Below are 17,494 nucleotides of genomic sequence, written 5' to 3'. Positions count from 1 at the left end.
ATGATCGATGGTAAGGGTTTTGGTCGTGGTTTTAGAAGTGACCGGTACATGGGAGCACTTTCGAATCTACGCGTGCTCGATCTGACCCAGGTGCTTGCTGGGCCGTACTGCACGATGTTACTCGCGGATATGGGCGCTGACGTCGTCAAGATCGAGCGTCCGGGTGGCGATATGATTCGGTCGTTTCCACCGTTCGTCGCGGACTCCGAGAAAGAAGCCTACGGCGGGTACTTTCAGAGCGTCAATCGCGGCAAGAAGAGTATCGAACTCAACCTCGGGGACGAAACGGATCGCGACGATTTCCTCTCGCTCGTCGAAGAAGCCGACATCGTCGTCGAGAACTACCGCGCCGGGACGATGGAGAAGTACGATCTGGGCTACGAGACGCTCACCGAGTACAACGAGAATCTCATCTATTCCTCGATTCGCGGGTTCGGTGACCCGCGTACGGGCGAAACAGATCGTCAAGGCCAGCCGTCGTTCGATCTCATCGCCCAGGCGCTTGGCGGCGTAATGGAAACGACTGGGCAACCGGACGGTCCACCGACCAAAACCGGCCCCGGCGTCGGTGATCTCTTTACCGCGACGCTGAACTGCATCGGGATCCTCGCAGCCGTGAATCACCGCGAACAGACTGGCGAGGGCCAGTACGTCGACACCGGCATGTACGACTCCATGATCAGTTTCACCGAACGCGCGATCTACCAGCAGTCGTACTCCGGAGAAGCACCCTCCCGACGGGGCAACTCCCACCCGACGCTGTTTCCCTACAACGCCTTCGAAACCGCAGACGGCTACGCCGTCATCGCCGCGTTCAACAACAACCACTGGGCCGAACTCTGTGAGATAATGGGTCGCGAGGACCTCTCCGAATCGTACCCGACGACGCCAGAGCGCCTCGAGAACCGAGAGATTCTCCGGGACGAAATCGCCAACTGGACCCTCGAGCAGACGAACGAAGAACTGGTGGGCAAACTCGAAGGGCGGGTTCCGGCCGCCAAAGTCCAGACCACCGAGGAAATCTTCGAGGACGAACACGTCCGCATCCGGGATATGCTCGTCCCCGTCGAACAGCCTGGTGCCGACCGCGACGTCGAAATCGCGGGCAACCCGATCAAGATGAGCGAGACGACGCCCCAACCCCGCGGTCGCGCACCGTTGCTCGACGAGCACCGCGAGGAGATACTCGGCGAAGAAGCCGAAACGACGGCCGACGACTGAGCAGGACGACGCCGACTGAAATCTGCGGCCTGCGACCGTTGTTTTTGTAGCGAGCGGTCGGATACCCAATTTCGGAACATTCGGCTCGAGGAAGATATCCAACTTCGCCCTGAGGGAGTCTCGTGTACAGCGAGTCACTGGGTCTTCGTCCGAGCGAGGTGTCCGTTCGCATGCACTCGACGTGTGTGTGAGCGGACACTGTGTGCGAATATCGTGAACAGATCCCGTTCCGAAAGTAGTGGAAAGTAATCGAAATAGGTTACTCCGAGGCCACATATCGAACTCATCACGGTTTGGGAAACCAATCCTCGTTTCGCCATCCCAAAACACATATGTGTGTGGCCTTCGACGTGGTGTCCATGACGATACATCGCCGGCGTATACTCACCGGTCTGGGGAGCGCTGGTGCTATCGGGTTCGCAGGGTGTGTCGGACTCGGTGAGGAAGACCCGGATGGGGCAAGCATACACGGCGAGACGCTTCGACTCACCACGACCACGAGCACCTACGACACGGGGCTGCTGGACGAACTCAATCTGGCGTTCGAGGACCGATTCGGTGTCACCGTCGAAACCATCGGACAGGGGACAGGGGCCGCACTCGAGACGGCTCGCAGCGGCGATTCGGACGTGGTAATGGTCCACGCCCGTTCCCAAGAGGACGAGTTCCTCGAAGAGGGCTACGGCGTCAACCGACGCGATCTGATGTTCAACGATTTCATCGTCGTCGGCGACCCCGACGACCCGGCGGACATCGGTGGCGGGGACGACATCGAAGAAGCGTTCGCGACGATCGCCGACACGGACTCGACGTTCGTCTCGCGTGGCGACGACTCCGGAACCCACACGAAAGAACTCGAAATCTGGGAGGAAGCGGGCGTCGGCGACGACCGCGGCGAGTATCAGGAGGCCGGCAGCGGAATGGGTGACGTCCTCATTCAGACGGACCAAGGCGGCGGATACACGCTCGCTGACCGGGGGACGTACCTCTCGATGCAAACCGAACTCGACCTCGAGATTCACGTCGAGGGACCGATCGAAGGCGGGCCGGAACTCCTCGCGAACCCCTACGGAATCGTCGCCGTCGATCCGGCCGAACACGAAACCGTCGAGTACGATCTGGCGATGGCGTACATCGGATTCATCACGAGTCTCGAGGGACAGGAACTGATCGAGGAGTACACGGTCGAAGGAGAGCAGTTGTTTTACCCGGAAGCGATCGCAGACGAACCGAACTTTCAGCAGTACGTGCCGGAGGAGTGGGAACCGTCCGAGAGCAAAGGGTAAGAACAGGGATACATGGTCTACGAGTTTCTCCTATCGACACCGTTGGTTCTCGAGTTCCCGTTCGAGTGGAACTACATCCGGAGTATCATCTACGTCTCGCTGTACGTGAGCATCGTCGCAGTCGCGTTGAGCACGCTGTGTAGTCTCCCGATCGCACTCTTCGTCGGGTTCAAAGAGTTCCGGGGAAAGCAGTTGCTCACGTCGCTGATCAACACCGGAATGGGATTCCCGAGCGTCGTCGTCGGCCTTCTCGTCTTGTTTGCGGTGTCGAATCAGGGGCCACTCGGGACGTTCGACCTCGTGTTCACACCCGAGGCGATGATCCTCTCCCAGTTCGTCCTGGCGACGCCGGTGATCATCGGCGTGAGTTTAGCCGCCGTGAGTAGCGTCGAGAAGAACGTTCGCGACGCGGCGTTTGCGATGGGCGGAACGCGATTCGACGTCGCGCTCGTCACGATCAAAGAAGCCCGATACGGGATCGCAACGGCCGTACTCGCCGGATTCGGTCGGGCGATCAGCGAGGTTGGATCCGTCCTCATCGTCGGCGGAAACATCGCCGACGCAGACGGCACATCCGTCACTCGAACGCTCACGACGGCGATCCAACTCGAGGCGCGACAGGGACGATTCGAGACTGCGATGATCCTCGGCGCGATTCTGGTCGTCCTCGTCTTGCTCGTCAACGCCATCGTGGTTCGACTCGGCAGCGGAAACGGGAGGCACGGATAATGCTCGAGGCAAACGGCGTCCACCACGGATACGACGACGAAACCGTCTTCGAGGGAGTCTCACTGTCGGTTGACCCCGGTGAAGTCGTCGCGATCATCGGGCCCTCCGGCGTCGGAAAATCGACACTGCTGCGGCTGCTGGCGGTTTTCGATCCGCCTGATCAGGGCACCGTCTCGTTCGAGGGTACTCGACTGTGGGAAACGACCGAACAGGAACGCTTGGAACACCGTCGTCGAATTGGAATGGTCTTCCAAGAGGCGAGCCTGTTCGACGCGACCGTCCGACGCAACGCTGCCTACGGCGTTCGCGTTCGCCAGTCGTGGGTCGAGAGGGTTCGACACGAAGTCGCCAGTCTGGTTGGCAAAGAGAACGGAACTACGGACGTTCTCGAGGCGCTCGAGACCGTCGGATTGAGAAGGAAGATCGATCAGGACGCCCAATCGCTCTCGGGCGGTGAGGCACAACGAGTTGCGTTCGCTCGCGCGCTGGCGTACGAACCGGACGTGCTCTTACTCGACGAACCGACGTCTGATCTCGATCCGCGAAATACCGCTGTCATCGAAGACGCCGTCCGACAGGCGCGAAATCGAGGAATCGGTGTCGTCGTCGCGACCCACGATATGCATCAAGCAGAGCGTGTTGCGGACCGAGTTGCGGTCCTCTTAGCAAACGATATTATCGAAGTCGGCGCGACCAGGACGGTGTTCGAGGACCCACGCGACGAACGGACCCGGAAATTTATCGACGGCGATCTCATCTACTGAGTGATACTCGAGTGATGTTCTCGTTCACGTTTCGGAGGACGATACACAGATGACGTTCAGGAAGGAGTACACGACGAAACTCTCGGTCGGCGACGTTACGCTTGACCGACGCGACATCGAGATGCTCGATGCAATCGACCAACACGGCTCGTTGCACAAGGCAGCGGACGAACTCGGGAGGTCGTACGCACGGTTGCAACGACGGGTCGTCGAAATCGAAGACTCCGTCGGCCAAATTACCGAGCGGCGTCGTGGCGGCACCGACGGTGGTGGTACAGACCTGACGCAGACTGCCCACGAGTTACGTCACCAGTTCAATCAGCACGACGTCGAACTCGATGGCGTCTCTCGGGTAACTGAGTCGGTCTTTACGGGGACCGTACAGGACAGAAATGGAGAGTTAGCAACCGTCGACACGAACGCGGGCTCGATTCTGGCACTCGTTCCGGACGACGCACACAGGGTGCAAGTCGCCGTTCGTTCCGATGCGGTCGTGTTGGAAAATCCGATAGAGACGTCACAGCCGGCCGAAACGAGTCTTCGAAATCAGTTTACCGGTGAAGTCGTCGACACGGAGTCTGGGGATGCAATCACCAAGGTCACGATTCGACTGAGCGATTCCGTCGACCTCCACGCGCTCATCACGAAAGCGAGTGCGGATCGGTTGTCGATTCGATCCGAACAGTCGATTACCGCGTCGTTCAAGGCGACTGCGGCGAGGGCGATTCGCCTCGAACCGACTCTCGAGGAGTAGAACGAACCGGTCGGAGAACGCGCTTTCGTCGCGTTGCGATGTTGGTGGATGCTGTGTACCCCGAGTGGCCCGGTGTTCTTCGTCGCCCGTCTCTCGATTTCGAAGTCCGTGACGAACGAAGTCACGCTTCCTCTGGACAGGCTGGCAACGTCACGGTGAACGTCGACCCGCTCCCCGGTGTCGAATCCACCTGGATCGCCCCGCCGTGGCGTTCGGCGATCCGCTCACAGAGTGCTAAACCGAGACCCGTCCCCTCGTGTTCCTCGTGAGTGTGCAAGCGGTGAAACATTTCAAAAATCTGCTCTTGATCGTCGGGAACGATACCGATGCCGTCGTCGCTGACTGAAACGTGCCAGTCGGTTCCGTTTCGCTCAGCGGTGACGTGGACCGACGGCGGCTCCTCGCCGCTGTACTCGAGTGCGTTCCTAATGAGGTTCCCCAGCAATTGCCGGAGTTGACCTTCGTCACCGTCGACGTGAGGGAGGTCGTCGGCCGTAACCTCGCCATCACACTCCGCGATTTTCACCGACAGGTCGTCACAGACGTCCTCGAATACCGTTTCGAGATCGATCGGCTCGAGTGGTGCCCCCTCCGTTTCGACGCGGGAGTATCGAAGCAACCCGTCGATCACCCGTCGCATCCGATCCGCGCCGTCGACGGCGTACTCCAGAAACTCCTCCGTCTCGGCGTCGAGATCGTCGTTTCGGCGCTCGATCAACTGCAGGTAACTCGAGACCATTCGCAGTGGCTCCTGAAGGTCGTGGCTTGCGGCGTAGGCGAACTGTTCGAGTCGTTCGTTCGAGGCCTCGAGCTGCTGGTTCGAACGCTCGAGTCGAGCGACAGTTTCCTCGAGTTCGGCCTGTGTCGTTTCGAGTGCACGGTTGCGACGCTCGAGTTCGTGTTCTCGAGTCCGCGCCTTCCCATCGTAGACGCCGATGCCGTACCCGGCCGTCGTTCCGATCGAGGTGAGGATGGGAATCGCCCGACTGGGATTTGCGATGCCGCCCTCGGCGAGTAAGTGATAGAGCACGAGAACGGAGAGGATGATAGCGAACCCGGCGAGTGACCAGCCGGCTACGTACGGATGGTACTCGTCGTCGATGCTGGTTCTGGGGAGTCGATAGCTACCGTAACAGAGGACGGCACCGAAGGCGCTGATGAGAAACCCGGTCAAGAAGACACTCGAGGGAGTGCCCCCGCTCGAGAGACGAACGATCGTTCGTCCGGTGGCGGCCACTACGTACATCATTCCGAAGAAGAGGATGAGGCGTCTCGGGCCGACCAGCGAGACAATCGGCTTCCACCGGATCACTACCGTCAAACCTGTAATGAACGTACAATAGTATTTTGTTCACCGAGCTGTCAATCGCTGTGAGGAGAACAAAGATCGTGGACCCTCGATGGAGGGGCGACGATGGAGAGTAACCCTTTTGCGGGACCCCTGCACACGTCAGAGTATGGACTGGCCACACGATCCCGACGGCGAGCAAGGCAGCGAAGGGATGCGCAAGTACGACATGCGCATCATCGCAGACAAAGTCGACGAGGACGAAGACTTCCCGATGATCCGTGATGAGTTCGTCGAAGAACACGGTGATGATCCGATCCGAGTCAACTACGAGACGGTCGTCCCGATGCGGGAGATCTTCGAGTACGTCGAACCCGAGGAGTTCGAGACGATTCTCGATATGCACAAGGCAGTCGGCGACGCGATGCGTGCAGGCGACTTCTGGGACTACCACCCGAAAGGCGCGGACCCGGAGAAGAAACCGGCATAAGCAGCATCGAGTCGCGACGCAGACGAGCCCCCATCACGAATCTGGATTACGTACCACTTATACGACGGCGTTCGAAAGAAGTTCTCACCGTGACTACTACGCAGGTTACGCTCGTTCAAATCGATAACTACGGGCCATGGACGGTCACTCCCGAGCCGAGACGGGAAGCCGACCTACAGACGCTCCAATCCCGGCTTTACGCCGATATCTCCCAGTTCGTCGGCAACCGTGGTGGCTACGTTTTCTTCACCCGCTTCGACAATATGATCGCCATCACGAACGGCCTCGACCTCGAGGATCACGCGCTCCTCCAGGAGTCGGTGGGCAATCGCTACCCCGTAACGCTCAGTCTAGGCGTGTCGACGAACGCCAATCCCGTACAGGCACTCGCCGACGCGACCGGACACGTCCAAGATGCGGGAAGCGCACAGGATAAGAACCGACGCGAGTGTCTCGAGGGGCGAGTCATCGAAGGCGACGAGCGACGGGAAGACGACATTCAGATCGCTCACTTCGACGTCGTCAACGCGACCGGACAGTACACCGACGAACTCAACGCGTTCGATACGTTCATCGAAATCGAGCAGGGCTACGCCGAATTGATGCGACACATGCGCTACAGCCACGACAGCCTCTCGTTTTTCGTCGGTGGCGACAACATCATCGTCGTCTGTCCGGATCTCACGGCAGACGACTACGAGGAGGCGATTTACCACGTCCAAGAAGCAGTCGATGTCGACTTACAAGTGGGCGTCGGCCGTGGCACCAGTGCCCACGACGCCGGATTCGCCGCGAAGCACGCGTTAGAAACATGTCGCGCCGACGGAACCAGAGTCGAACTCGAGTGGGAGTAACCGGCTACTGCCGGCAATCGTCCCCGCCGTTTGGAACGCGACGAATGACCTCTCGTCCCCCGAATTACGGACCTTCTACTCCTGTTTGCTTAAACGTAGCGGGGGTAGCTTTTAGCCCAGTCGTGTCCATTGTTCACACATGGAATCGGATCTGTCGGTCAGAGATGTTCTGACGAACGAGTTCGTTGGCGTCAGTGAATCGGACACGGTCCGAGACGCGGTGTCGCTGATGCGTGAGGAGCGAGCGAGTTGCGTGCTCGTCGTTCGGGGACCGAAGCCGGTTGGCATCATGACCGAGTGGGACGTTCTCGGCATCATCGCCGACGAATACGACGCAGGCGAGACGACCGTCGGTGACGCCATGACCGCACCCGTCATCACGTTCACGCCGGAGCAGTCACTCACCGAGGCGGCGAACGTCATGACCCGCCAGCACATCCGAAACATCGTCGTCGAAGACGACGACGGCGTGCTCGGACTCGTCACCCAGCGCGACGTCATCGCTGCAGCGAGTTCCTTCCAGGGGACGATGACGCCGCTGCGCTCGAGCGACGCCGCGTACGACAACGGACAACTCGCGACCGAACGACCGGCGCAATCGTCCCAACCCCGCGAGGAACTCGAGTCTGGTTCCGTCCTTCCCAACGACGAGTACTCGACACAGAGCGTCTGTGAAGCCTGTGGGACGCTTTCGGATTCGCTCTGGGATGCGAACGGAAAGCTCGTGTGCACGGACTGCCGTGCCGTCTGAGCAGCGAGTGTCCCGTCTGCGTCGACTCGTCCCCGCCCCGCCACAGCGGCCGGGAAAACGGACTGATTCGTGCTAACACTCTGCAGGAACGATTACTCCGATGGAAAGACCTTTCGGGTGCCGCGGTGGACTGGTCGGTAATGACCGATACCCTCGACGACCTCGACGTCGAAGGGACCACCGTCGGCGTTCGCGTCGATATCAACAGTCCGATCGACGATGACGGTTCACTCGCCGACGACGCCCGACTACGTGCCCACGTCGACACACTCTCCGAACTCCTCGAGCGTGGTGGCCGCGTCGCCGTCCTCGCCCACCAAGGGCGACCGGGTGGCGACGATTTCGTCTCTCTCGAACCCCACGCCGAGCGTCTCTCGACGCTGCTCGAGCGTCCCGTCGACTACGTGGACGTCACCTACAGCAGCGGCGCGCGCGAAGCCGTTCGAAACCTCGACGACGGCGACTGCATCGTCCTCGAGAACACCCGTTTTTACAGCGAGGAGTACATGGAGTTCGACCCCGACGCGGCCGCACAGACGCACCTCGTCGAGGGATTAGCCCCGGTGCTCGACGCCTACGTCAACGACGCATTCGCCGCAGCCCACCGCTCACAGCCCTCGCTCGTCGGCTTTCCGAGCGTGCTCCCCGGCTACGCCGGTCGAGTCATGGAGTCCGAACTCGACGTGTTGGGTTCGATCGAAGAGACACCCGAGCCGCGAGTGTACGTTCTCGGCGGCGCGAAGGTCTCCGATTCGATCGACGTCGCCTGGTCCGTGCTCGAGAAGGGACTCGCGGATCACGTCCTGACGGCGGGCGTCGCGGGGAACGTCTTCCTCACCGCCGACGGCGTCGACCTCGGGGATGCGAGCACCGACTTCATCTACGAGCAAGGGTACTGGGACGAAATCGACCGCGCCGCCGACTTGCTCGACGCCTACGGCGAACAGGTTGCACTCCCCCGAGACGTCGCCGTCGAACGAGACGGCGAGCGACACGAGCTCGGCGTCAACGCCTTGCCACCAGCCGATTCCGAGGCCGCGATGGATATCGGCTCGTCGACGCTCTCGTACTACGAACGAATCCTCGAGGATGCAAGGACGGTTATCCTCAACGGTCCCGCCGGCGTCTTCGAGGAGGCAGCGTTCGAGAACGGAACCCGAGAACTCTACAACGCGGCGAGCGGCGTCGAAACCAGCATTGTCGGCGGTGGAGACACCGCTTCGGCGTTACGCAGTCTCGGCGTCGAGGGCTTCTCCCACGTCAGCACCGGCGGCGGTGCCGCCTTACGAATGCTCACCGCAGAACCCCTCCCTGCCGTGACGGCACTCGAGGATGGACCGAAACACCAACAGCCAGCCGACGATTGAGTACGCGACCCAGGACGATATCGATGCGGTCACCGATCTCTGGGTTCGCCTCGCACGCGATCAGCGCCTCCACGAGTCGGCCGTCCTCCCGGAGCGAAATCGAGAATCGATGCGAGAGACGCTGGCCGCCCACCAGGTTGCCGATTGCCTGCTCGTCGCTCGCGTCGGTGGCTCCGTCGTCGGGTTCGCCTCCTTCACCCTCGAGCGGGGGACGCTCGCACTCGATACGACCCGCGGACTGCTGTCGAACATTTACGTCGACCCTCCGTTTCGCGGACGGGGAATCGGGACGGCCCTACTCGAGACGGCGGAGGACGAACTCGCCTCTCAGGGCGCGAGCGTCGTGACCCTCGAGGTGATGTCGATGAACGACGACGCCAGACGGTTCTACGCGCGACATGGCTACGACTCGTATCGGGTGTCGATGAAGCGCTCGCTCGAGGACGACGACCGATCCAAAAGCGATACACACTCAAAGGGGGACCGCTAACCACAATCTGCGCCAGGGGAGCATGGGTGGTTCATGCACTCGACTTGTAATCGAGACTCCCGGGGTTCAAATCCCCGCCCTGGCTTGCTGACGCGAACATATTCGTGAGCGTCAGCAGCGAGAATGGATTTGAATCAGACTGAGGTTCTGCGCTACGCGCAGGTTCTCGGGCGTGGTTCAAATCCCCGCCCTGGCTTCCTCCTCGAGACATCTTTCGTGAGCGACGGATCGAAATCGAGTGTGTCGCCTCGGTACCTGCTGGTTCTCTTCGAGACGCAGCCAGCGGTTTTTCTATCGGACGCGTCGCTCGAGTGGGTGAAAACTATCGGCCTGGTGAGGGCCGATGTCGGAACAGGTGGTGGAAGTGGTACGACGAGGGACTGTAGTAGCTGAACCCCTTCGTGGCAACGACTGGTGTTCTACCCCCGTCAGTGGAGTGAACGTGGTCCTGGATGATAGGTATCCTCCCAAATCATGTTGGGTTTCGCTACGTTGTCTCCGAGTTGCAAGTGCGAGATTCTGGCCCGAGTACGGTCTGAGTCCCCAAAAACGCGTTCGAGGTGTGTCAATCGTGGGAACAGACGACAGAAACAGTGCCTCGAGTCACTGGTGGTTCTTCACCCACTCGGTTCTGACTGCGCGTCTGCTTCGGGTGGCGTTGGGGCAGTCGAATCGCCGGCGTCGTCCGTTCCGACGTCCTGATCGTCCGGTGAAGCCGTGCCTGCTGGCTCGCCGATATTGACGTCGACGGCCTCCCAGAGTGGTTCCGACGCGAACGTTCCGTCGCCGGTAATCACCCACGGGATGATCACGCAAGTGTGACACAGCTCGGCGCCGACGGTGAGTGATGCGGTGTCCGTTGCACCCGAGACGTCGGAGACGCCGAGAATGGTGTCCGCCTGCGTAAGCCACCAGACGACTCGATCGAGGTTCTCGTCCGGATCGGAGACGTCGATCTCGAGCGTCGTCTCCTCGTCTGTCTCGGAGTCGAACTCGAGGATCCCCGGTTCCGGTCTCACGGCGTCGATGCTGGGGTCGGCGAGTCCCTTCGGATCGACGGTGACGGTCCAACTCGCTCTGAACTGTTCGCCGTCGACGTCGACGGCGGCGACGACTTCCGACGGACCGGGTGTGTCAAACGTTTCCTGCCAGAAGTGTGCGTCCTGCTCGGCGAAGTAGACCGACTGCCGCGGATCGGCGAGTGTACTACCGACTTCCTCACCGTCGACGAACCAGGTCGTCGTCTGCGTGGCGTCCGGATCGACGACACCGACCTCGAAGTGGACCGTCGTTCCCGGTTGGACGGTCAACTCCGGGTCGGGAAACTGGAGGGCCGTGTCGAGTTCCTCCGCAGGGAGGAGACGGACGGTGCGCTCGTCGGAGACGCCGTTCGCGCTGACGCGGGGCGTTACCGAGCCTTCCGTGTCGACGGGTTCGGTTGGAACGCTCGGCGTCGTCGGTTGAACCGTCTCTCCGGGACCGATCGTGAGCGTTACCGAGCCGACCGACTCGCCGTCGACGAACGAGTCGACCGTGGGCTCGATCGACTCGTCGGTGAGATTTTCGACCTCGAGCGTCCACTCGAGGAACTCGCCACCGGTCAGCGCGTCCGGGATGTCCACGATTCGGATGGCGAGGGACGATTCGTCGATGTCGTTCGGTTCAGCGTCGTTCGGTTCAGTGTGTTTGGGATCACCCGTTGTCGCGTCCGATTCGTCCGTCTTCGTTTTACCACCGTGAGGACCGCCAGCTGCGCTCGCGGCGTTCGGTACCGATGCGATACTTCCGACAACAACCCCTTTCAAGAGCATTCGTCGATTCACGTGTCTAGCCTCCTATACTATCGGACAGGACGTTCACGACGGGATTCGCGAACGGGTAGGCACCTCCTGTAACGCTGCTGTCCGGAGGGTTCGCTTCTGTCCGGCAGTATACTGGTCGCCAACCCGGAATCACCGCAAAAAGGGGGTGTACCGTTGTGCGCACAAATCGGATATTTGGCTCGTGTCGGCCCCGACGTACATTTGATGGGGAACGTTACCAGACTGTTGTGTCCGATTACTAACGCAGGAGGTGGCTGCGACGCCGGTAGGCAACCGCAAACGAGGAGGCGTGTCGGCAGATCCAGCGCGAGTCACGATCGAACCTTCTCGAGTCGCGATCAGAATCAACAATCGCCCTCACGCGCCGACCAGGATCAACGATCGCCCCCACCATCTCTCGCATAGACTCGAGAGATCGTCTCGAAACGAGTAGGGACGCGCTCGCTCGGGAGCGAGGAGACCCTTCCTCACTCGTGACCGACGATGCGCGTGTCAGCCGTGAGCGCGTCGACGTGAACGTCCACCGTTTCGGTCTCGGTCTCGAGGACGACGATCCATGTTGCACTCGTTCGGTGGGGGCCCTCGAGAGTGGAGAAGTCCTCTGCCTCGAGCCCGGTTCGGTCGTCTGCGAGGGCTGTCCGAGCGAGCGCGTCGGCCTCCTCGGCGCCCTCGATTCGGATCTCGTCGGTCTGGCGAACGGTGACGACCGGCACGTCGGCCATCCGGACGACGCGTTCGGTGACGCTGCCGACAAGCACGCGATCGAGTCCCGACCGGCCCTGCGTCCCCATCACGATCATGTCGACATCGTTGGCCGACGCGTACTCGAGGATCGCTTCGTGGGGAACACCCTGTTCGACCGTCGTTTCGACGGGGACGCCGACACGCTCGCATTCGGCTTCGACGCGGTCGACGGCCCGGTAGGCTGCCGGTGTGACCGCGTCGTTCTGGAGCGTCCCCAGTGGCCCTTCCGGGACGATGGAGAGGGCGTGGACGCTCGCGTCGAATTGCTGGGCGATCGTTAGGCCGTGGTCGATCGACTGTCGCGTTCCGTCGCTTCCGTCCGTCGGGATGAGCACGTCCTCGTACATCTGGGTGAGCAGTTAGACCCTGAGACGTAAATAGCCACAAGTCAGGGACGACCGAACCGCCTGTGTCGACACCTGCTGGGATCGAATTACACGAACGGAATCGTTTCGAGCAACCGTTCCGTCCGTCGAATCATCGGCGTCGTCGGTGGCAATCTTTTTTACGGCACACGCAAACACAACTCACGGAGTATGACAAATCTTGTCACTAATCTCGCGGCAGCCGTCGAGGAGTACGGCGAAAATACCGCGATTGGCTATGAGGGGGCTGAGACTAATTATGAGGAGTTCTGGGGGCAAACGGGAGCGTTCGCCAACGCGCTCGAGGAACGCGGGGTCGGCGCGGGCGATCGTGTTGCGATCTACCTGCCGAACGTTCCGCCGTTTCTGATCGCGTTCCACGGCACGCTTCGGGCGGGCGGGGCCGTCGTGCCGATGAATCCACAGTACAAGGCTCGAGAGATCGGACACCTACTCGGCGACAGCGAAGCCAAAGTCGTCGTCGCGTTAGCCGACCTCGTGCCGTTCGTCACGGAAGTACAGGACGAGACGAGCGTCGAGCACGTCGTCAGCGTCGGTGGTGAGGCCGACGGTGCGATCGAGTTTACCGAGTTCCTCGAGCCGGGTGACCCCGGAATCACCGAGCGAGCGGACGACGACGTGGCGGTACAGCCCTACACGTCGGGGACGACGGGACAACCGAAGGGAGTGCAGTTGACCCACGAGAACCTCGCGTCGAACGCGAGCGCGGCGTCAGAACTGATTCCAGATGGGATTAGATCCGACGACAAGCAACTCGGCGTCCTCCCGCTGTTTCACATCTATGGGATGACCGTCGTGATGAATTCGACGCTGTTCAACGGCGGGGCGTTCTATCCGCTCCCAGCGTGGGACGCACAACAGGCTATCTCGTTGATCGAGGACGAACAACTGACGCTGATGCACGGCGTGCCGGCGATGTACAACGACGTCATCAACCAGCCGGACGCTGCGGAGTTCGACCTCTCCTCGCTGCGGCTGTGTGGTGTCGGTGGCTCCGGCATTCCGGTCGAGGTGTTGCGCAAGTTCGAAGAACTGTACGAACCGAAGCTCTACGAGGGTTACGGCCTGACCGAAACGAGCCCGATTACGCACTTCAACAGCCCGATCGAGGGGCGACGCGTCGGCAGCGTCGGCAAGACGGTTCCGGGTGTCGACTCGAAAGTGGTCGACGAGAGCTTCGAGTCGGTCTCGCCGGTCGAAGCGGGACCGATCGACGAAGAGAACACGGATCTCCGCGAGATCACGGGCGAAATCGTGATCGCCGGGCCGAACGTCATGAAGGGCTACTACGGGTTGCCCGAGGCCAACGACGAGGCGTTTACCGACGATGAGGGTCGACGGTGGTTCCACACAGGTGACATCGGCTATTCCGACGAAGACGGCTTCTACTACGTCGTCGACCGCGAGAAGCATATGATCGTCACCGGCGGCTACAACGTCTATCCACGCGAAGTCGAAGAGTTGCTCTTCGAGCACGAGGCCGTCGCCGACGCCGCCGTCGCGGGGATTCCCGACGAGCGTCGCGGCGAGACCGTCAAAGCGTTCGTCGTCACCACGCCCGACGCGGACGTGACCGAAGACGAACTCAAAGAGTACTGTCTGACCAACCTCGCAGAGTACAAACACCCCCGCGAAATCGAGTTCGTCGAAGAACTGCCGCGAACGACGACGGGGAAAGTCCAAAAATTCAAGCTCCGTGACGAGGAAGCAAGCACGAGTCAATAATAATGACACTTGGTGACGCAGTACTCCTCGACATCGAGGATGACGGCCCGGCAACGATCACGCTCAACCAGCCCGACCGACGAAACGCCTTTTCGTCGGAGATTCACGACGGGTTCGTCGCGGCGTTCGAGGAAATCGAAGGGAGTGACGCTCGCTGTGTCGTCCTCCAGGGCGCGGGCGGCGCGTTTTCCGCCGGCGGGGACGTCAAGCGAATGGTCGACACGCTCGAGGAAGATATCCCGGCCGACGAACGAGCGCGCAGTCTCGAATACCGAGTGGGTGAAATGATGACTTCGCTGGTCAACTGCCCGGTTCCGACAATCGCGGCTATCGACGGTCCCGCAGTCGGCGCGGGCGCGAACCTGGCCATCGGCTGTGACGTCCAGTTGGCGAGCGATCGGTCGGTCTTTGGTTTCGTCTTCCGGCAGGTTGGCCTGAGTGTCGACGCCGGAACGTCGTACCTGCTGCCCCGGATCGTCGGCGAGAACGTCGCCAAGGAACTGGTCCTGACCGGCGACATCTTCGGCACCGACCGCGCGAAAGAACTCGGCCTAGTCAACCACGTCTACGCCGAAGACGAGTTCGACGAGAAGGTCGACGAGTTCGTCGAGCAGATCGTCTCCGGCCCGCCAGTCGCCCTTCGACACGCGAATCGACTGGTCGGCGAGGGACTCGAGAAATCCCTCGAGCAAGCGCTGACCGACGAGGCCATCGCTCAGGGGATCGTCTTCGACACCGACGACCACGCAGAGGGCGTCAACGCCTTCCTCGAGGACCGAGACCCCGAGTTCGAGGGACGGTAGTTCGACACAAATTCGGTATTTTTTGAGAAGAGACGGCGAAGAATTCGACAGTGAAGACAGTGCAGCGTGAAGTGGAGGGATAGTGCAATGTGTTGGGTAGGGACAGTCCAACATGTTGGGGAGGATAACGAAAGTCAGCCAGAGTCACGGGGACGAGAGTGACACCACTGTCAGGACTTATCTATCGATGCAGGTCCCACCTCGACGAGCGTCGACACGCGTGCGTTTTCCTTGAGTCGTAACCCGCCATCAGCGACCGACAACGGGAGCAACGGCAGGTGCGAGGCGACCCAGACCGAAGGATGCGAGCCGCCACGAGCCAGTAATTCGTTGCGTGGCTGCAGGTAAAGCGGTTCCTCCACGTCCGTCAGGAACTCGTTGTGCTGGAGTACGTACTGGCCGCTCTCGAGGTTCCACCAGCCGTACTCGTCGTCGGGTTGCCGGAGTTCCGTCGAAACCGGCTCGAGGCCGGCGTCCTCGAGTTCGTCGCCGCCGAAGTCGATCGAGCCCGGTTCGGCGACTTCGTAGAGTGCGCCGACGGTCAGATCGATCCCGTGGTCGTGGACCTGCGTTGGCTCGTACACCAGATTGTCGACCGCGTCGGACAGCGTGGTGTCGGGGGACATTTCGCTCCGAATGACGGTTTCGATCGACAAAAAAGTGCCCTCGGAGGCGTCTCCCTGCTACGCGATTGATACCGGCGAACGCGGGGTGAAACGAATACAGCTAAGAGCGACCATAATGACACCCCACCAAATGGTACACCTCGGTCAAATCCGCGTCCACCCGATCAAATCACTCGATGCAGTGTCGGTAGACGAGTGTAATATCGCCGACGGCGGCGGACTCGAGTGGGATCGTCGCTACGCGATCGTCGAACGAACGAGTGCTCCCGGCTCGGAGACGGACGCCGTTGGTCAGTACGTCAACGGCAAGCGCGAACGGCGAACGCACGAACTCGAGACCACGTACGACCTCGAGCGAGAGACGGTGACGATCCGCGAACGAAACGCCGAGGAGACGAACACGTTCCACCTCGAACTCGATCGCGACTGTTTCGCCTCCTGGCTCTCCTCGTACTTCGGGTATCCAGTCGAAGTCGTCCGAGACGACGAAGGTGGCTTTCCGGACGACACCGATGCCGCCGGCCCGACGGTCATCAGTACGGGCACGCTCGAGGCGGTCGCCTCGTGGTACGACGAAATCGAGACGGAAGAGATGTGCCGGCGACTCCGTCCGAACCTCGTCCTCGAGGCACCCGCCTTCTGGGAGGATCGGCTCTACGAACGCCCGGGCCAGATCGTTCCGTTCGAGATTGGCGGCGTCGAACTGCAGGGAGTCAATCCGTGCCAGCGGTGTGTCGTTCCGACGCGAGATCCCGATACGGGTGAACAAACGGAGGGCTTCCAGGAGACGTTCGTCGAACGCAGAGAAGCGACACTTCCCGAGTGGGCCAGCGAAGCGTGGTTCGATCACTACTTCCGGTTGATGGTCAACACGACCGTGCCGGACTCGTCGTGGGGCAATTCGTTCACGGTCACGGATCCCGTCAGCGTCGACGACGTGCTCGTCGATGCGAACCCGGCCCAGTAGCGTCGGAAACGATCTCCACCTTGGCCGCCCGTCACTCGTCCTCGAGGAGCCATCGATACCGCGGATGGATCCACGACCACTCCTGACTGACGATCCAGTCACGAAGCTGTGTCCGATCGACGATGCCAGTCACTGTATCGACCAGCTTCGACGGCGATTCGCCCGCGACCGGTTTGTAGGCGATCGAGCGCGTCGTCGTACAGTAAAACGACGCTCGCGTACACTCGTCTTGCAGCCCGATCAGGTAGCGGTTGATCTGATCTTCGGAGAGGAGGTACTCGCTGATCTCGTCGATAGCCAGATCGTCGTCTTCCTGACGCACAGAGCGGATCGCCGACTGGAGATCCGACTCGAGGTCGCGTTCGTGTCCCATACACGTGTCGTCGCCGAGAAGGGCCAAAAGTATCCTGCGTGCCAGCGCCGTTC

18 protein-coding genes and 1 tRNA gene are annotated in these 17,494 nt (G+C 61.0%); 14 read left to right on the top strand and 5 right to left on the bottom strand.

The genetic code is table 11. From position 1 onward, the window contains the following. Positions 1–48 precede the first annotated feature (48 nt). From mct to BLW62_RS01100, 5 genes are all read left to right on the top strand, one after another. Complete coding sequence (gene mct / locus BLW62_RS01120; RefSeq protein WP_090503925.1) at positions 49–1,221, top strand: succinyl-CoA:mesaconate CoA-transferase; 1,173 nt, start codon at positions 49–51, stop codon at positions 1,219–1,221. A 359-nt stretch (positions 1,222–1,580) separates the two neighbouring features. Further along, entirely contained in the window at positions 1,581–2,507 is a 927-nt protein-coding gene (locus BLW62_RS01115) for an ABC transporter substrate-binding protein (protein ID WP_090506370.1), read from the top strand. 12 nt (positions 2,508–2,519) lie between these two features. Continuing rightward, positions 2,520–3,236 carry an ABC transporter permease gene (locus BLW62_RS01110; RefSeq protein ID WP_090503921.1) on the top strand — a complete coding sequence of 239 codons (717 nt, stop codon included), beginning with the start codon at positions 2,520–2,522 and terminating at the stop codon, positions 3,234–3,236. After that, positions 3,236–4,000: an amino acid ABC transporter ATP-binding protein gene (locus BLW62_RS01105; protein ID WP_175459652.1), complete on the top strand. Its 765-nt coding sequence runs from the start codon at positions 3,236–3,238 to the stop codon at positions 3,998–4,000. The genes BLW62_RS01110 and BLW62_RS01105 overlap by 1 nt, the downstream gene beginning before the upstream one ends. Before the next feature lie 49 nt (positions 4,001–4,049). Then, positions 4,050–4,754 carry a TOBE domain-containing protein gene (locus tag BLW62_RS01100; RefSeq protein ID WP_090503910.1) on the top strand — a complete coding sequence of 235 codons (705 nt, stop codon included), beginning with the start codon at positions 4,050–4,052 and terminating at the stop codon, positions 4,752–4,754. Positions 4,755–4,875: 121 nt separating this feature from the next. On the opposite strand, the gene BLW62_RS01095 is transcribed toward BLW62_RS01100, so the two are convergent. After that, entirely contained in the window at positions 4,876–6,066 is a 1,191-nt protein-coding gene (locus tag BLW62_RS01095; protein WP_245726643.1) for a sensor histidine kinase, read from the bottom strand. Between the two features lie 145 nt (positions 6,067–6,211). Here BLW62_RS01095 and BLW62_RS01090 point away from each other — a divergent pair, with 145 nt between their 5' ends. From BLW62_RS01090 to BLW62_RS01065, 6 genes are all read left to right on the top strand, one after another. Further along, on the top strand, positions 6,212–6,532 hold the full coding sequence (locus BLW62_RS01090; RefSeq protein WP_090503907.1) for a DUF5785 family protein: 321 nt from the start codon (positions 6,212–6,214) through the stop codon (positions 6,530–6,532). A gap of 89 nt (positions 6,533–6,621) precedes the next feature. After that, positions 6,622–7,386 (top strand): GTP cyclohydrolase III, encoded by a 765-nt coding sequence (locus BLW62_RS01085; RefSeq protein WP_090503902.1) that lies wholly within the window; start codon positions 6,622–6,624, stop codon positions 7,384–7,386. A gap of 139 nt (positions 7,387–7,525) precedes the next feature. After that, the gene (locus tag BLW62_RS01080) at positions 7,526–8,137 is read left to right on the top strand and encodes a CBS domain-containing protein (RefSeq protein ID WP_090503898.1); all 612 of its coding nucleotides are present in this window, start codon (positions 7,526–7,528) and stop codon (positions 8,135–8,137) included. A 140-nt stretch (positions 8,138–8,277) separates the two neighbouring features. Next, positions 8,278–9,504, top strand: a complete 1,227-nt coding sequence (locus BLW62_RS01075) for a phosphoglycerate kinase (protein ID WP_090503893.1) — start codon at positions 8,278–8,280, stop codon at positions 9,502–9,504. Continuing rightward, the gene (locus tag BLW62_RS01070) at positions 9,470–9,994 is read left to right on the top strand and encodes a GNAT family N-acetyltransferase (RefSeq protein ID WP_090503888.1); all 525 of its coding nucleotides are present in this window, start codon (positions 9,470–9,472) and stop codon (positions 9,992–9,994) included. The genes BLW62_RS01075 and BLW62_RS01070 overlap by 35 nt, the downstream gene beginning before the upstream one ends. 11 nt (positions 9,995–10,005) lie before the next feature. After that, positions 10,006–10,079, top strand: a tRNA-Thr gene (locus BLW62_RS01065). A 532-nt stretch (positions 10,080–10,611) separates the two neighbouring features. Here BLW62_RS01065 and BLW62_RS01055 read toward each other — a convergent pair. Continuing rightward, positions 10,612–11,817, bottom strand: coding sequence for a hypothetical protein (locus BLW62_RS01055; protein WP_245726642.1), 1,206 nt, complete (start codon positions 11,815–11,817; stop codon positions 10,612–10,614). 467 nt (positions 11,818–12,284) lie between these two features. Continuing rightward, a complete protein-coding gene (locus tag BLW62_RS01050) occupies positions 12,285–12,908 on the bottom strand; it encodes a universal stress protein (RefSeq protein ID WP_090503879.1) in 624 nt (207 codons plus the stop codon). A 189-nt stretch (positions 12,909–13,097) separates the two neighbouring features. Between BLW62_RS01050 and BLW62_RS01045 the strand changes: the two genes are divergently transcribed. Both BLW62_RS01045 and BLW62_RS01040 read left to right on the top strand, forming a co-directional pair. After that, positions 13,098–14,672 carry a long-chain-fatty-acid--CoA ligase gene (locus tag BLW62_RS01045; protein ID WP_090503875.1) on the top strand — a complete coding sequence of 525 codons (1,575 nt, stop codon included), beginning with the start codon at positions 13,098–13,100 and terminating at the stop codon, positions 14,670–14,672. A gap of 2 nt (positions 14,673–14,674) precedes the next feature. Further along, on the top strand, positions 14,675–15,475 hold the full coding sequence (locus tag BLW62_RS01040; protein ID WP_090503872.1) for an enoyl-CoA hydratase/isomerase family protein: 801 nt from the start codon (positions 14,675–14,677) through the stop codon (positions 15,473–15,475). Between the two features lie 170 nt (positions 15,476–15,645). Here the strand turns inward: BLW62_RS01040 and BLW62_RS01035 are convergent, their stop codons facing one another. Continuing rightward, a complete protein-coding gene (locus BLW62_RS01035; protein WP_090503869.1) occupies positions 15,646–16,101 on the bottom strand; it encodes a dCTP deaminase/dUTPase family protein in 456 nt (151 codons plus the stop codon). Between the two features lie 130 nt (positions 16,102–16,231). Here BLW62_RS01035 and BLW62_RS01030 point away from each other — a divergent pair, with 130 nt between their 5' ends. After that, complete coding sequence (locus tag BLW62_RS01030) at positions 16,232–17,068, top strand: MOSC domain-containing protein (protein WP_090503864.1); 837 nt, start codon at positions 16,232–16,234, stop codon at positions 17,066–17,068. 31 nt (positions 17,069–17,099) lie between these two features. Here BLW62_RS01030 and BLW62_RS01025 read toward each other — a convergent pair whose 3' ends face one another. Next, on the bottom strand, positions 17,100–17,441 hold the full coding sequence (locus tag BLW62_RS01025; RefSeq protein ID WP_090503860.1) for a hypothetical protein: 342 nt from the start codon (positions 17,439–17,441) through the stop codon (positions 17,100–17,102). Between the last annotated feature and the right edge of the window lie 53 nt (positions 17,442–17,494).

It is taken from the genome of Natronorubrum sediminis, from assembly GCF_900108095.1.
GTDB lineage: Archaea > Halobacteriota > Halobacteria > Halobacteriales > Natrialbaceae > Natronorubrum > Natronorubrum sediminis.
Note: the sequence above shows the minus strand (reverse complement) of the source record. Positions and strands in the feature narration are given on the sequence as shown.

Coding starts and splice junctions, on each gene's coding strand:
- BLW62_RS01080 (WP_090503898.1), top strand. CDS start 7,526: ATGGAATCGGATCTGTCGGTCAGAGATGTTCTGACGAACGAGTTCGTT.
- BLW62_RS01100 (WP_090503910.1), top strand. CDS start 4,050: ATGACGTTCAGGAAGGAGTACACGACGAAACTCTCGGTCGGCGACGTT.
- BLW62_RS01035 (WP_090503869.1), bottom strand. CDS start 16,101: ATGTCCCCCGACACCACGCTGTCCGACGCGGTCGACAATCTGGTGTAC.
- BLW62_RS01110 (WP_090503921.1), top strand. CDS start 2,520: ATGGTCTACGAGTTTCTCCTATCGACACCGTTGGTTCTCGAGTTCCCG.
- BLW62_RS01090 (WP_090503907.1), top strand. CDS start 6,212: ATGGACTGGCCACACGATCCCGACGGCGAGCAAGGCAGCGAAGGGATG.
- BLW62_RS01050 (WP_090503879.1), bottom strand. CDS start 12,908: ATGTACGAGGACGTGCTCATCCCGACGGACGGAAGCGACGGAACGCGA.
- BLW62_RS01115 (WP_090506370.1), top strand. CDS start 1,581: ATGACGATACATCGCCGGCGTATACTCACCGGTCTGGGGAGCGCTGGT.
- BLW62_RS01030 (WP_090503864.1), top strand. CDS start 16,232: ATGGTACACCTCGGTCAAATCCGCGTCCACCCGATCAAATCACTCGAT.
- BLW62_RS01040 (WP_090503872.1), top strand. CDS start 14,675: ATGACACTTGGTGACGCAGTACTCCTCGACATCGAGGATGACGGCCCG.
- BLW62_RS01105 (WP_175459652.1), top strand. CDS start 3,236: ATGCTCGAGGCAAACGGCGTCCACCACGGATACGACGACGAAACCGTC.
- BLW62_RS01045 (WP_090503875.1), top strand. CDS start 13,098: ATGACAAATCTTGTCACTAATCTCGCGGCAGCCGTCGAGGAGTACGGC.
- BLW62_RS01075 (WP_090503893.1), top strand. CDS start 8,278: ATGACCGATACCCTCGACGACCTCGACGTCGAAGGGACCACCGTCGGC.
- BLW62_RS01025 (WP_090503860.1), bottom strand. CDS start 17,441: ATGGGACACGAACGCGACCTCGAGTCGGATCTCCAGTCGGCGATCCGC.
- BLW62_RS01070 (WP_090503888.1), top strand. CDS start 9,470: ATGGACCGAAACACCAACAGCCAGCCGACGATTGAGTACGCGACCCAG.
- mct (WP_090503925.1), top strand. CDS start 49: ATGGGAGCACTTTCGAATCTACGCGTGCTCGATCTGACCCAGGTGCTT.